Origin of the sequence: Pseudomonas sp. NPDC012596 (genome assembly GCF_042902325.1) — a bacterium.
GTDB lineage: Bacteria > Pseudomonadota > Gammaproteobacteria > Pseudomonadales > Pseudomonadaceae > Aquipseudomonas.
In genome coordinates this window covers 121,683-135,163 of record NZ_JBIBEB010000003.1, presented here as the reverse complement: position 1 = coordinate 135,163, position 13,481 = coordinate 121,683, and the positions used below count along the sequence as shown (strand labels likewise).

The window sequence follows — 13,481 nt, the reverse complement described above, 5'->3', positions numbered from 1 at the left end:
GATTCAGATGATGGAAATGGCGTTTCCGGGGCCAACTCTTTGCCAAGGCAAGCCCAGTATCAAGGCGTGTAGCTGTTCGGCGCTCAGCTCCATTTGTGAACCTTGGCGCGTGCCAGGCCAGGCGAATTTTCCTTGGTGGAGCCGACGTGCCGCCAACCAGATACCCAACCCATCATGCACCAGAACTTTCATGCGGGTGGCGCGGCGATTGGCGAACAGATAAGCACAGTGCGGCTGCGCCGCACCGAACACCGCGATCACGCGGGCCATGGCGGTGTCGGTGCCGGCACGCATGTCCATCGGCTCGGTGGCGAGCCAGATGGTATCGATGCGGATCATCTCAGTAGCTCTCGAAGAAAGCTCGCGCAGGCGGCTGCGCTTTCCACTGGCCAAGGAATCTTAATGGGCGTTCGCGGGTGCTGGATGTCAAGGCTGATACTGGAGGGCTGAGCATGGGTGCCAGCGCCGAGCATCTGCGGATGCAGCGGGATGAACGCAGGCTGAAGCGCCACGGCTTTTTGATTATGCAGCCGAATCCATTTATGGACGAGGTTGGCATTAAGGCTGTAGCCCAAGGCGATGTTTGCGATGGAGGCACCGGGCTCTGAGCACTCTTGGATGACCTGGGCTTTGAAAGATTTGCTGTAGGTTCGGCGCTGAGGGTGCATAAGAAATCCGCTTGAGAGGCCAGAAATGGTGTCCGCTTAAATTAGGTGGACACCATGGCCTTCGGCGGTTGCGTCAGGAAGATGTGTAGGCCGGACGGATACGATATCAATACCGAGTGTCACGGATAATCTGCCTTGGTGAAATGCAGCGACCGGCGGCAATCCGTAGCCGACACGCATTTCTGTCAATGGGGTGATGCAGACCGACTTCGTTCATTCAAGGCCAGCTTTGCAAGCCACCATTTAAATTTTTTTAACTGGGGGAGGGGAGCTTGGCAGGTTAGCGTTGTGGCCTTCGAACCTCATGGAGACAAGCCCAATGGTACAAGGTCTTGAAGTGAACAAGCTGTTACTGGAGATGCGCTCTATGCAGTCCGCGCTCCCTCTGGCGACGACCTCCCATCTGGCGATAGGGGCTGCGAATCCGAACAGCTTCACTGATTTGTTCGAGCAGGCATTAGAAAAAGTGCATGTTAACCAACAGGCATCCGGGCAGTTGGCTAAAGCATTCGAGCTAGGCACGACGGGTGTAGATCTCACACAAGTGATGATCGCCTCTCAGAAGGCCAGCGTTTCCACTCAAGCGCTGGTTCAGGTGCGCAACAAGGTAGTCCAGGCTTATCAGGACATCATGCAAATGCCCGTATGAAGCTACCGCCCCCCTGCGCATTGAATAACTGCTCGCAACCCCGGCGATGCATCTTCCAGGCGCAGCTGAAACCCGTGCAGCCGCACAATTGCCGCAACGATGGCAAGTCCAAGACCTGCTCCCAAGACCTGCTGATCGCGACTGCAACGACCAAAGCGCAACAGCACATGGTCGCGATCCTCGGCCGGGATGCCTGGCCCGTCGTCTTGAACGATCAGGTTAGAACCATTCGTGGATTGCTCCAGCGCAACTCGGATTGTGCCCCCCACAGGCGTGAACTTCAGCGCGTTGTCTAAAAGGTTTATCAGTGCTTCCATGAGCAGTTCATCGTCAGCCAGTAGCGGTGGCCCAGCTTGCACGTCGACCAGGAGCGTAACACCGCATTCTTCTGCGACAGGTTTGAAGTCTGCAGCGAGTAAGCTGATCAGCGAGCCTGGGTCCAGCATTTTCATACCGGCTCGGCGGCTATGTGTGTCAATTTCGGCAATGCGCTGGATAGCACGAAAGCGCGTCAACAATTGCTCCGTGGCGTCAAAAGCTTCATGCAGGCGCGATAACTGACGCTCGGGGGACTCGCAGTGAAAATCCTCGATGGTTCGGCGTAGTTGTGCTCTTAACCGATTCAAGGGCGTTCTCAGGTCGTGCGCGAGGTTGTTGCCGACACTGCGCACCTCACCCATCAAGTGTTCAACCTCGTCCATCATCTGGTTGACCAGAGCGGACAGGGCATCCAGCTCATCCCCTCGGCGCGACAAAGGCAATCGCAGACCCAGATTACCTTCTGCAATACGCTGGCTTGTGTATTGAACCTTCTTCACTCTGCGCAATGGGCGTAAGCCTAGAATTGCGCCCAGCCCGATACCACCGGCTATGCTTAAACCCCCTGACCAGAGCAAAAGAGCCAGCAGCATGTCGCTGATGCCACTCAATGTCTTGGCGTCATAGCCGACGACCAGGATATCGCCATTTGCGACCACCTGAGCAGAGGCCTTGGCGCCAAACTCAAAGCCTGGCTCGTTCAACGCACGTGGCATGCCGTCCAACGGCAAGTCCGAGGGCAAATGCTTGATGTTGCCGGCAATGTAATGCGCATCTCTTGAAAACAGACCGTAGTGGGCGATGCCGCGGATATCGCCACGTTGCAACTGCTCCAGTTCGCGCGGAAGCTCTACAGGAGGTACATGCAGCAGTGAGCGCGCCTGGCCGACAACGAACGTTTCGCCAATTTGACTGAAATAGTCGGTAGAGCGCCAATAGATCAGTGCCAGCAGGACCATCATGGCCAGTGCCAGAACCCCCGCGTAGCTAACCGTCAGCCTGAACGCAGTGGTCCGCCAGAGGCTAGGCTTCATGATCGCCCGCGTCGAGCAGAAAGCCAGAGCCTCGTATCGTTCTGATCGAGGGCGTACATTGCAGATCAACCAGTTTGCGCCGCAGACGGGTGAGGTGGACATCTATCAACTTGGTGCCTGGATCGAAGTTATATCCCCACACTGTCTCGAAGATCAGACCGCGCGTCACCACCTGACCAGCATTGCGCATCAGAAACTCCAGAAGCTTGAACTCCGTGCTCTGAAGGTCGACATGGCGATCCGCACAGGACAACCTTCGTTCAAGTAAATCGAGATGGAGATCCTTGAATTGCAGCTGGGTCTTGCGCTCATCGTGCGCTTGCCTGCGTAGAAGAGATTCAACTCTCACGGCCATTTCTTCAGAGGCGAACGGCTTTACCAGATAATCGTCGCCTCCTGCACGTAGGCCTTGGATCCGGTCATCCAAAGTCGCCATGGCGCTGATCATTAGTACAGGCGTGTTAAGCCCAGCCTGACGAAGGCCAGCAACGATGGCCATGCCGTCCAAGTTGGGGAGCATTCGGTCAAGAGTGATGACGTCATAATCCCCACTAAGAGCGAGGTCGAGCCCTTTCTGCCCATCGGTGGTGTGCTCGACCCGAAACCCGGCACGCCGCAACTCGGTGACGATTTCCTCGGCGGTGATCGCATCATCTTCGATGCATAAGGCGCTCTTCACAGTGGTCCTCGGGTGATTGGGCAGTTGTCAGCCCGGTGCCGGCGCAGCAGTAGTCTTTACAATCGTAAAGCAGCAGCGTTCTAGCTCATAGTTAACTTATTTTAGCTAACGCTCAACACTCGCTTCGCTACACGATTGCCTCCCTCATACCTGCGCGCCCCTATGGAGCGCGCTGATTGAAGCACTGAGGAGCGCCTTCATCGTGAACGTTGTAATCCCCTCCAGCATCTCGCTGAACTCCCATGCCCACATGAGCAGTTCCCTGCGTCCTGCACATGGGCTACCGGCAGCAAGCGGAGGTAAAGACTGATGTCCAGATTCTTCATTGATCGCCCGGTCTTCGCCTGGGTCATCGCTCTGGTGGTCATGCTGGCAGGCGCCCTGTCGATTCTCAAGCTCCCGGTCAACCAGTACCCCAGTATCGCGGCACCAGCGATTGGTATCCAGGTCAACTACCCTGGAGCGTCTGCTCGAACGGTGCAGGACACTGTCGTCCAGGTCATCGAACAGCAGCTCAACGGCATTGACGGCCTGCGCTACATGTCGTCGGACAGTACCTCCGATGGCCGGATGAGCCTTACGGTGACATTTGAACAGGGGACCGATCCGGACATCGCTCAGGTTCAGGTCCAGAACAAATTACAGTTGGCGACCCCGTTACTGCCACAGGAGGTCCAGCAGCAGGGCATTCGGGTCACCAAGGCGGTCAAGAATTTCCTGCTCGTCATCGGAGTGGTCTCCGAAGATGGCAGCATGACCAACCAAGACTTGAGCAACTATGTGGTTGCCAATATCCAAGACCCGATCGCACGTACCCCAGGTGTAGGTGACTTCCAGGTGTTCGGTGCACAGTACGCTATGCGCATCTGGCTGGACCCCGCACGCCTGAACAGCTACCAGTTGACACCCGTGGACATCAAGGCGGCCATTCAGGAGCAGAACGTACAGACCTCTGCCGGCCAGATCGGCGGGTTGCCGGCCGCTCCTGATCAGCAGTTGAACGCCACCATCACTGCCAAGTCGCGGCTGCAGACGGCGGCACAATTTGCCGATATCCTGCTCCGAGTCAATGCTGACGGGTCTCAAGTACGCTTGGGCGATGTGGCGCGTGTTGAGCTGGGCGGCGAGAGCTACAACGTCAGCGCCCAGTACAACGGGCTTCCAGCTTCGGGTATGGCGATAAAACTGGCAACCGGCGCCAACGCGCTGGACACGGCAAAGGCCATCCGTGCCACGGTCGCCGAACTGGAACCGTTCATGCCCCAGGGCATGAAGGTGGTGTTGCCTTATGACACGACTCCAGTAGTTTCGGCCTCCATCCAGGGCGTACTGATGACGCTGGTCGAGGCGGTAGTCCTGGTATTCCTGGTGATGTACCTGTTCCTGCAGAACTTTCGGGCCACCCTGATCCCGACGCTCGCGGTACCCGTGGTGCTGCTAGGCACCTTCGGTGTTTTGGCGATGTTTGGCTTCACCATCAACACCCTGACCATGTTCGCCATGGTGCTGGCGATCGGGTTGTTGGTCGATGATGCCATCGTAGTGGTGGAAAACGTCGAGCGCGTGATGGTCGAAGATGGGCTGCCACCGTTGGAGGCGACGCGTAAGTCCATGGATCAAATCCAAGGTGCGCTAGTGGGGATCGGTCTGGTGCTCACGGCCGTGTTTCTTCCTATGGCGTTCTTTGGCGGTTCCACCGGGGTCATTTACAAACAGTTTTCTATCACTATCGTGTCGGCGATGGCGTTGTCGGTATTGGTCGCGTTGGTCTTTACCCCGGCTCTCTGCGCCACGATGCTCAAACAGCCGGCCGCTGACCACAACCACAAGCGCGGGTTCTTCGGTTGGTTCAATCGCACGTTCGACAAAGTCGTTGGTTCTTACGAGCGCGGTGTCGTAGGTGTGCTCAAGCGCAAGCTGCCTTACCTGATGATGTATGCAGTAATAGTCATGGCCATGGCCTGGATGTTTACCCGAATTCCTACAGCGTTTTTGCCGGAAGAGGATCAGGGTGTTTTGTACGCGCAGATTCAAGCGCCTGCCGGAGCTACCGCCGTGCGCACCCAGGCGGTCATTGATGAAGTCCGCCGGTATCTGCTGGAAGAGGAGGGGGAGGTTGTTTCCTCCGTATTCAATGTCAACGGCTTCAACTTCGGTGGTCGCGGGCAGAGTTCTGGCATGGCATTCGTCATGCTGAAACCTTGGGAGCAGCGTACTGAGCCGGGGCAGGGCGTCTTCGAACTGGCGGAGCGTGCGCAGCAGCACTTTGCCGGCCTGCGCGATGCGAAGGTGAACGCATTTGCCCCGCCGGCTGTAATGGAATTGGGCAATGCGACCGGCTTCAACCTGTTCCTGCAAGACCGCGCAGGGCTGGGGCACGAGACGTTGGGGTTGGCTCGTGACCAGTTGATCGAGTTGGCGGCCATGGAGCCAGCACTCGCGAACGTGCGGGCAAATGGACCGCGCGACGAGCCGCAATACAACCTGTTCATCGACGATGAACGTGCGCGTGCCCACGGCCTGTCTTTGTCCGATGTCAACGACACCGTCGCGATTGCCTGGGGTGGAAACTATGTCAACGATTTCATTGACCGCGGCAGAGTTAAGAAGGTCTACGTTCAGGGTGAAGCAACTTCGCGCATGAGCCCTGAAGACGTAGCCAAATGGTATGTGCGCAATGCCAGCGGGCAAATGGTGTCGCTGACCACGTTTGCCCGTGGTGAATGGAGTTATGGTCCGCCGAAGCTCTCCCGTTACAACGGTGTGCAAGCTCTGGAGATCCAAGGTGAACCGGCTCCCGGGTATAGTTCGGGTGATGCCATGGCAGCGATCGAGCGAATTGCTCAAGAGCTACCGCCTGGGGTGGGCTTCTCGTGGACTGGCCAGTCTTACGAGGAACGGCTGTCGGGGGATCAGGCTCCAGCACTGTTCATCCTCTCGCTGCTGGTGGTGTTCCTGTGCTTGGCCGCGCTGTATGAAAGCTGGTCAATCCCGTTCTCCGTGATGCTGGTTGTTCCGCTAGGTGTAATCGGCGCACTGCTGTTCACCAGCATGCGGGGCTTGTCGAACGATGTGTTCTTCCAGGTCGGCCTGCTTACAACTGTGGGCCTCTCTGCAAAGAACGCAATCCTGATCGTCGAGTTCGCCACTGACCTACACAGGCAGGGCTTGAGCAACTTCAATGCGGCGGTGATGGCGTGTCGTATGCGCCTTCGCCCAATCATCATGACATCGCTTGCCTTTACGCTGGGCGTGGTGCCCTTAGTGCTTTCAAGCGGGGCAGGGGCCGGCAGCCAGCATGCTATTGGTACAGGTGTGATCGGTGGCGTCATTACCGGCACTTTGCTGGCGATCTTCTGGGTACCGCTGTTTTACCTGTCTGTCAGCTCAATGTTCCAGCGCAACAGGCCGGCCCATACACCAAAGGAGTCGAACCAGTGAGTTGGCTTTTCTATTCACGCATGAGTATCTGCGCATTTGGATTTTTTGTGGCCAGCGCGGCTGCAGCCGGTCAAGATGGGCGCCTGCAAGACCATCACGAGGCCATGTTGGCCTACGCGCAAAAGGCAGGAAAAGCTAAACCGGTGGTAAAAGACTATGCCTACGGCGAAAAACTCGATATTGCCAGAATGATTGGCATGACCGATGCGCTCAGCTCTTGTGAGTTAGTCCCCATGGCGATGACGTACGAGGATAGAGCCGGACAACTAACGACGGTGCTGTATTCGGCAATGGGAACGTGCCCCAAAAGCTGACAGGAAGGGTGAAGGCGCACCATGAGACGTGGTGTGCCTCGGTCGTCAGTCTTCAATAACTTTGTACAGACGGTAAGGATATTCAACGCGGTCGCGATCGCTGAATGTGCCGTCTGGCCTCATAGCGAACGGCAATCACGCGTCTGATTGATTGCACGGAAGTACTTGCCATCTATTATCGGCCTAGCGAAAAAAGCGCCATCAAGCATGCGATTGCTGAGTGCGGAATGGAACTGCATTGCGCAGATCCATTCCTCAGCGCAGGGTGTTATCCAAGCGCTTTTGCTCTACGTTCGAGATAGCGTTCCCAGACCTGCGGGTTGAGCAAATGAGGCGGGCGATCTCCGTTGAGCATCATGATGATTTGCTGAGCTGACGAACGGGCAACGTTATGTCGTCCGCCATGACTGACGCCAGCGGTATGAAAGGTGGCAACGACATTAGGCATGCTCAGCAGTGGTGCGTCCCGGCGTGGCGGCTCCGTTTCCCAGACATCCAGTCCGGCCCCTTTGAGGTGCCCAGACTTGAGTGCTTCATACAGAGCGATCTCATCATGGATACCGCCGCGAGCGGTCGATACGAAAACTGCGCCAGGTTTCATCGCGGCAAATTCTTCGGCGCCTATAAGGTGGCGGGTCTGAGCGTTGAGTGGGCAGTGAAGGGATACGAAATCACTCTCTGCCAGGAGAGTTCGCAGATCTGTCGGCTCAGCGCCCCGCTCACGAATCTGGTGTGCATCCAATAGCGGATCATAGGCCAACACACGCAGGCCAAAACCTTGGGCGACACGCGCTACGCAGGTCCCGATCACTCCTAGCCCGATCAGCCCGATGGTGCTGCCGTAGATTTCGTCACCCATCAAGTCCTCGCGGGTGAAACCCGATTCGTGCCGCAGTTTCTGGTCCGACTCGACTACACGTTTGACTACGGCTAAGAGCAGCGCAAAAGTGTGCTCAGCAACCGAATTGGCATTGGCACCAGACTGATTGACCACGGCGATACCTGCCGCAGTGCAGGCTTGGACGTCGACCGTGTCGTAACCTGCCCCTCCTGCGGAAACACATAGCAATTCGGGGCAGGAACTGATCAATTGCTCGTCGACGAACCACCGACGGGGCAGGTCGTCTTTGGCCGCGCATACATGGTAGGCATGGGCCAGTGCCAGTGCGTCTGCGGTCATGGCACAAGAGGGGTCTTTAGATAGAATCTGCAAGTCCAGTTGGGGCTCGGGAGTGATGATCCGATCAAATACTGGATTGATCCAGATATCGAGACGGCACACGCGCGCCTTGGAAGGTACGGACATGGCGGTTCCTTTACATGGGTTGATGAAGAAAAACCTAGCGAGCGCTACAAGGGAGCCGAAGCGCTGCCTGTTGGATCAGGATTTGGCCGGTTGGAGCTCAGGTGGTGGTGGCTGCTGCTGGCAGTCCTTGATCGGGGCGTCCGCGCTGGCAGGGACTGGCTCCTGGATCGTCAAGAGAATCAGGAAGCTGGTGAAGGATGCGATCGCCATGCAGAGGAAGACTTGCGACCACCCGTAACTGTCGAGGAGCAGCCCTACAAGGAATGGAGCCGCCGCCCCACCAAGTTGGCCCCCGGTGTTGACGATCGAGCTTGCGATAGGAAATGCTTTTTTGGTCGCAAGGCCCATCGGATAAACCATGTAGGACGAATAGCCGATACTTATGAGCGTGCCGGTCATGAACAACAAAGCCGCATAAAGGGTTGGATCATTGGGTGAATTGATCAACGCGTACATCATGCCGGCAGTGGCGAGCGCCGAGATCATCATTCCCGGTTTGCGTCGTTTGCCCAGTAAGCGATCTGAAAGAATACCACCCAAAAGGTTACCGAAGATCGCACCTACCCAAGGTGCTGCTGCCACAAGGCCCATGTTCATGATGGAAAAATTCTTGACTGTCACCAGATAAGTGGGGATCCACGACAGTAAAATCATGGAGATCCCTACCTGAAAACTGTAGCCCAAGGCGCAGCCAATCACGTTCCACGAGCGGAACAGGCTTTTACTGGATTCAATTTGTTCGACAGGGGTAACTCTGATGAACTTGTCCAGCCATTTGAACTGCGCGCGCGAGCCCTCTTTTGGTCGGCTGATCACGTTGTTGGATTCATCGGTGATATGCGCCAATTCTTCAGCATTAACGAAACGGCTTTCAGCCGGCTGGTTAGCTACGAGGAAGTACCACATGACGGCCAGGATGATCCCGGGAATCGCGAAGAAATAGAAAATTTCGCGCCATCCCCATACTGCGACGATCGCTACGCAGAGTGGTGGCACGATCACAGGACCGAATTTCACAGCAGCCAGGAAAATACCGGTGGCCGTACCTTTTTCCTTGGCTGGGAACCAGTTATTGATAGTTGCCGCGATGCCGATGGGCAGGGGGCCTTCGGCTATCCCGAGCAGGAATCGACATACTTTGAGACCCACCACCGAACTGACAGTCCCCATCAGAGCGGTGAAGATGGATGTGGCAATCATTGACAGAGAAAACAGGTTACGGACACCGAACCGGCTGGAGGCAAAGCCGGACGGGATTTGAGCCAACGCGTAGGCCAGCAGAAAGATACTCAACAACGCGCCGGCTTGCGCGTTGGTCATGGGGAATTCTTCACGGATGAAAGGCAGCGCTACACCCAAATTGGCGCGGTCTGCGGAAGCAACGGTATAGACGAGGAAAAATAGCCCTGCGACGAGCCAGCGGAAGCGGGTGGGTTTGCCAGAATTTTCACAAGGATTTGTCATAGAGTGCCTGCTTTTATTATTGGAGTACGCCGGTCCGTCAGCCGTCCGACTTCGCGCTCAGTCGTTCGGTCTCCGATCGGGCGGCCGAGGGCCGTCCATCCGGCCAAACGCTGACGTAAGTAGGAGTCGAGTGGAAGATTTCGAGCTAATTGACCAGATCGTCGGGAGGGTTAGCGCTATAGCCCCGCAGGTAACGACGGTGAAGCGGATATGCAGGCAGGGATGCAAATGCCACCAGTATATGAGGAGGCACTAGACTGGGCGCAGGTAAGACGGCGTTACGAGAGTCGTTGGACATCATGGCTCCTCCGGAGTCTTGTTGTGGAGCCGACTATAACGCCGATTGTACTCAGATTGTACTATTTTTTTGTTTCTGTTCTTGGGCATCCGATCTGTGAGCCATGAAGCGTAGGTACGCCATGCGGATGTGCGTCTGCATGGCCTGCCTCGCAAGCGCGCCGTCACCTTGTTCGATTGCGTAGGTTACGTCCTGATGTTGATGCAGGCTCCGCCGGAGATCGTCTGGCTGGTAGAGGAAGAATGAACGGGTGATCACGGGCATATCGATCAACGTCGCGAGCATTGACTTGAGCCGCTGGGAGCCGGCTATTTCCAGAAGCTGTCCGTGAAATGCCCGATTGGCCGCCTGGACCGCCATCGCCATATCTTCGCCCTTGGCGGCTATTGCAGCGGCCATTTCATCATTGATTCGCTGCAGCATCAGCACGTCTTCACGACTGGCGCGCTGCGCTGCAAGCATTGCAGCATGGGGTTCAAGCAGCTCGCGCAGGTTGAACATCTCTTCGATATCCCAATGTGTCCAGCCTGCAACGAATACCCCTCTGTTGGCTTCTATCACCGCTAGGCCGTCCTCTACAAGCCGTTTCAAAGTGGCTCGAATTGGCGTTCGGCTAACGTTGAACTCTCTGCTCAACGGCTCTTCCTTCAGTTGCGTACCGGGCTCGTACTGGCCGGCGATGATGCGATTGCGCAGGTTGTCATAGACATGGTCGGTTGCCATTTTGCAAGGATCTCTCATCTGAACGGGTAGCGGGCAAAGCAGCGGTGGGCGCCCCTCCTACAGAGCAGGCAGCAGTTGTTTCAACTGCGATTATTCCGCTGGCGCGCGAGGATCGTACAAAAATTGTTTGCAAATCGCTTGATTGTATTTTAATTGTATTGGGTCGAGCGAGGGCTGGAGAGCCTGGTCGATTAATCCTGCTGCCTGAGCAGGTCGTTTCCTATTTAAGCGGACTCCCGTCATGACACCTACACAAGAACAACTTTTGACTTTGGCTCAGCTTGGCACCGCGACTATCCATGAGGCACAAGGGCAGGTCGGCGCGCTGGACAGCGGCCTTCGACCGATCGATCCAACCGTGCGCCTGTGCGGGTCGGCGCTGACCGTTGAATGCCGGCCGGACGATAACCTGGCCCTTCATTACGCGCTGACCAAAGCCCGACCCGGTGACGTGTTGGTCGTAGATGCCAAAGGATTCACTGAAGCGGGCCCGTGGGGTGACCTGCTGACGCTGGCTGCCCAGAAACTGGGTATCGCTGGCTTGGTAATCGATGGCGCTGTGCGCGATGCGAATGCGATCATCGATATGGGTTTCCCGACATTTTCTCGCGGGCTTTCGATCAAAGGGACCAACAAATGCCAGCCAGGCAGGGTGAATGTACCCATCGTAATAGGTGGTGTGAGTGTGCGTCCGGGTGACATCATCATTGGGGATCGAGACGGTCTGGTGGTGGTAGAACGCTCCCGCGTGCAGGAAGTCATTGAGTTGAGCCGTGCTAGGGAAGACAAGGAGGCAGCTATCCGTGAAGGCATCGAGGCGGGTACCAGCACTGTGGATTTGCTTGGGCTGCGGGATACGCTCCAGCGCTTCAATATGCAATGAGTACGGTAGCAGCACGGCAGCTCTCGCTATCTCCACCAAGAGCCGTGGGCATGCATCTAATAAAGTGCTTCTGTAAAAAAGCTGGGCGCGATTGATCGGTTACGCCTTATCGTGGCAGACGTCTATGGCGTGATAGTGGTGGCCCGCGGGCGTGCCCGTGAGGTCGCTCAACCAATAAAGCACGAGGCGGCGTTCCTCTATGATTACGGATCTTTGTGCCTGTGGGGTGCGCTGAAGCGCTATCCAGCACGCTGGATTTCTAAACGACAGCATCCTGGGTGGAGAGCTTTTGACGATGGTAGACCAGACCGACTCCATGGTCGGGATCTTGCCTAAGTATTACGCAAGCAAAGGGCGAAGGAAGCTTCTCTCGTAAGGCCGTGTACAGCCCTCAGGTGTTCCTGGGTCTGGCTTCACCGCGATAAGTGATCGTGAACAAAGCGCCCCACGTGCATGCTTGCCCTAGTCACGAGTGGAGGTTGTTAGGGACTTGGTGACCGGAATAGTGATGGAGTACAAATGTACTCCATAGAACTTATGAAGACTCATTACACCCATCTCGCCCATTGAATCGGCGTGGCTTATCTAACGTTTCAAGCTGATCTCATTGAGCTCAACGTGAGGCATACATGATTGTTTCAGCGTGCAACCGATGCGCGGGAAATATTGCTGAAGCTGCGTGAGCTATTAAGTCGGGGAGGGCAGTTGCAATCTTGGCGCAGACACGAGGATGGAGGCCTTAGGGCAACCACGGCAAAGTCAGGCTTGATTTACGACAGCCATGCCGAGCTCGGTTCTCATGGCCATGGCTGCGACGAGAAGCCACGTCTCCCATTGGTTATCGCTCTGGGCCAATGAAGTAGCCGTCGACATCAAATCTGTCAGTTGCGCGGGCGTGAAAATCGTCCGGGTTTTCACCTGGCGAACCTCGAAATCTCGCGGTTTCAGAGCATCGAAGGGATTCATCGGGGTTGTGGTTCGCAGTGCATACAGGTAGTTGAAGAAACCCCTCCCGCTGCGCAGGAACATAGTTCGTTGCTGAGCGGTTCCAAGTGCAAACGATCTTGTAGTGTCTTGGGCTGAACTCGGGCCTTTGGCATTGCTTGGCGAGGAAGTTGATCCCGAGGCGCAACGTTTGAAATGCCTCCAGTGAAGGGTCTAGGGTACCGAGCCGTGCGCGGACGTCATTACTGATGGGGCGCTCCAGGCCTTGGTGGTCGGTTAGGAGCACAATCGGCGGGAACAACGGATACGGCACGAAGGAATCCATCGGCTCGGCTGGCGATTCGGACGGCGGGCTCGGCGCCGGCTTAGGGCGTGGTTTGCGCGCTGGGTTCTTAATCGATGTCCGCGCTGAATTCATCATGGCGCAAAGCTCCTCAACCGCGCACAGGCATGACAGGAGAAGACTAAACTTGGGCAACCGTCGGCTCAGTTGAGTGAAGCTCCAACTTCAACCGTAGATCGAGAGCTTTGGCTGAACTAGACGATGGGATTTAGGATGGGATCTCTAGCTGCTTAATTATCGTTTCAAACCGGGCAAGCAGAGATGCGGGGCTGGTGAAGCTGAGGAGATACTGGAGAGATGTATGGTCAATTCAGGCAAAGTCTGGTTTTCGGGGGCTGGTGACAGATTCAGGACGTGCCGTCGCAAACTTAATTTAACATAATATGCATTATGCGAACCTTCGTATTTTGGTCCTG

12 protein-coding genes are annotated in these 13,481 nt (G+C 56.2%); 4 read left to right on the top strand and 8 right to left on the bottom strand.

Annotated features, from left to right (window positions below):
• Nucleotides 1–3 precede the first annotated feature (3 nt).
• Nucleotides 4–339 carry an IS66 family insertion sequence element accessory protein TnpB gene (gene tnpB / locus ACFY68_RS05240; protein WP_387524068.1) on the bottom strand — a complete coding sequence of 112 codons (336 nt, stop codon included), beginning with the start codon at nt 337–339 and terminating at the stop codon, nt 4–6.
• Nucleotides 336–668, bottom strand: a complete 333-nt coding sequence (tnpA, locus tag ACFY68_RS05235) for an IS66-like element accessory protein TnpA (protein ID WP_387524065.1) — start codon at nt 666–668, stop codon at nt 336–338. Before tnpA ends, tnpB begins: the two co-directional genes overlap by 4 nt.
• A 319-nt stretch (nt 669–987) precedes the next feature.
• On the opposite strand from tnpA, the gene fliE reads away from it, so the two are divergent.
• Entirely contained in the window at nt 988–1,317 is a 330-nt protein-coding gene (gene fliE, locus ACFY68_RS05230; RefSeq protein WP_387524062.1) for a flagellar hook-basal body complex protein FliE, read from the top strand.
• 2 nt (nt 1,318–1,319) lie between these two features.
• Here fliE and ACFY68_RS05225 read toward each other — a convergent pair whose 3' ends face one another.
• A complete protein-coding gene (locus tag ACFY68_RS05225) occupies nt 1,320–2,597 on the bottom strand; it encodes an ATP-binding protein (RefSeq protein WP_387524059.1) in 1,278 nt (425 codons plus the stop codon).
• 61 nt (nt 2,598–2,658) lie between these two features.
• The gene (locus tag ACFY68_RS05220) at nt 2,659–3,348 is read right to left on the bottom strand and encodes a response regulator transcription factor (RefSeq protein ID WP_387524056.1); all 690 of its coding nucleotides are present in this window, start codon (nt 3,346–3,348) and stop codon (nt 2,659–2,661) included.
• A 309-nt stretch (nt 3,349–3,657) separates the two neighbouring features.
• Between ACFY68_RS05220 and ACFY68_RS05215 the strand changes: the two genes are divergently transcribed.
• Both ACFY68_RS05215 and ACFY68_RS05210 read left to right on the top strand, forming a co-directional pair.
• Complete coding sequence (locus ACFY68_RS05215) at nt 3,658–6,789, top strand: efflux RND transporter permease subunit (protein ID WP_387524053.1); 3,132 nt, start codon at nt 3,658–3,660, stop codon at nt 6,787–6,789.
• Nucleotides 6,786–7,103 carry a DUF2790 domain-containing protein gene (locus ACFY68_RS05210; RefSeq protein ID WP_387524050.1) on the top strand — a complete coding sequence of 106 codons (318 nt, stop codon included), beginning with the start codon at nt 6,786–6,788 and terminating at the stop codon, nt 7,101–7,103. The genes ACFY68_RS05215 and ACFY68_RS05210 overlap by 4 nt, the downstream gene beginning before the upstream one ends.
• A gap of 268 nt (nt 7,104–7,371) precedes the next feature.
• Here ACFY68_RS05210 and ACFY68_RS05205 read toward each other — a convergent pair whose 3' ends face one another.
• The 3 genes from ACFY68_RS05205 to ACFY68_RS05195 form a co-directional block, all read right to left on the bottom strand.
• A complete protein-coding gene (locus ACFY68_RS05205) occupies nt 7,372–8,409 on the bottom strand; it encodes a hydroxyacid dehydrogenase (protein ID WP_387524047.1) in 1,038 nt (345 codons plus the stop codon).
• A 75-nt stretch (nt 8,410–8,484) separates the two neighbouring features.
• Nucleotides 8,485–9,873: an MFS transporter gene (locus tag ACFY68_RS05200; RefSeq protein ID WP_387524044.1), complete on the bottom strand. Its 1,389-nt coding sequence runs from the start codon at nt 9,871–9,873 to the stop codon at nt 8,485–8,487.
• Between the two features lie 349 nt (nt 9,874–10,222).
• Nucleotides 10,223–10,894 carry a GntR family transcriptional regulator gene (locus ACFY68_RS05195; protein ID WP_387524041.1) on the bottom strand — a complete coding sequence of 224 codons (672 nt, stop codon included), beginning with the start codon at nt 10,892–10,894 and terminating at the stop codon, nt 10,223–10,225.
• A 241-nt stretch (nt 10,895–11,135) separates the two neighbouring features.
• Between ACFY68_RS05195 and ACFY68_RS05190 the strand changes: the two genes are divergently transcribed.
• On the top strand, nt 11,136–11,777 hold the full coding sequence (locus ACFY68_RS05190; RefSeq protein ID WP_387524038.1) for a 4-carboxy-4-hydroxy-2-oxoadipate aldolase/oxaloacetate decarboxylase: 642 nt from the start codon (nt 11,136–11,138) through the stop codon (nt 11,775–11,777).
• A 759-nt stretch (nt 11,778–12,536) separates the two neighbouring features.
• Here the strand turns inward: ACFY68_RS05190 and ACFY68_RS05185 are convergent.
• Nucleotides 12,537–12,806, bottom strand: a complete 270-nt coding sequence (locus ACFY68_RS05185; RefSeq protein WP_387524035.1) for a hypothetical protein — start codon at nt 12,804–12,806, stop codon at nt 12,537–12,539.
• Nucleotides 12,807–13,481: the final 675 nt, after the last annotated feature.

Bases quoted from the DNA above. Each gene is read 5' to 3' on its own strand.
- tnpB (WP_387524068.1), bottom strand. From the start codon at position 339: ATGATCCGCATCGATACCATCTGGCTCGCCACCGAGCCGATGGACATG.
- ACFY68_RS05195 (WP_387524041.1), bottom strand. From the start codon at position 10,894: ATGGCAACCGACCATGTCTATGACAACCTGCGCAATCGCATCATCGCC.
- ACFY68_RS05205 (WP_387524047.1), bottom strand. From the start codon at position 8,409: ATGTCCGTACCTTCCAAGGCGCGCGTGTGCCGTCTCGATATCTGGATC.
- ACFY68_RS05185 (WP_387524035.1), bottom strand. From the start codon at position 12,806: ATGTTCCTGCGCAGCGGGAGGGGTTTCTTCAACTACCTGTATGCACTG.
- ACFY68_RS05225 (WP_387524059.1), bottom strand. From the start codon at position 2,597: ATGATGGTCCTGCTGGCACTGATCTATTGGCGCTCTACCGACTATTTC.
- ACFY68_RS05190 (WP_387524038.1), top strand. From the start codon at position 11,136: ATGACACCTACACAAGAACAACTTTTGACTTTGGCTCAGCTTGGCACC.
- fliE (WP_387524062.1), top strand. From the start codon at position 988: ATGGTACAAGGTCTTGAAGTGAACAAGCTGTTACTGGAGATGCGCTCT.
- ACFY68_RS05200 (WP_387524044.1), bottom strand. From the start codon at position 9,873: ATGACAAATCCTTGTGAAAATTCTGGCAAACCCACCCGCTTCCGCTGG.
- tnpA (WP_387524065.1), bottom strand. From the start codon at position 668: ATGCACCCTCAGCGCCGAACCTACAGCAAATCTTTCAAAGCCCAGGTC.
- ACFY68_RS05215 (WP_387524053.1), top strand. From the start codon at position 3,658: ATGTCCAGATTCTTCATTGATCGCCCGGTCTTCGCCTGGGTCATCGCT.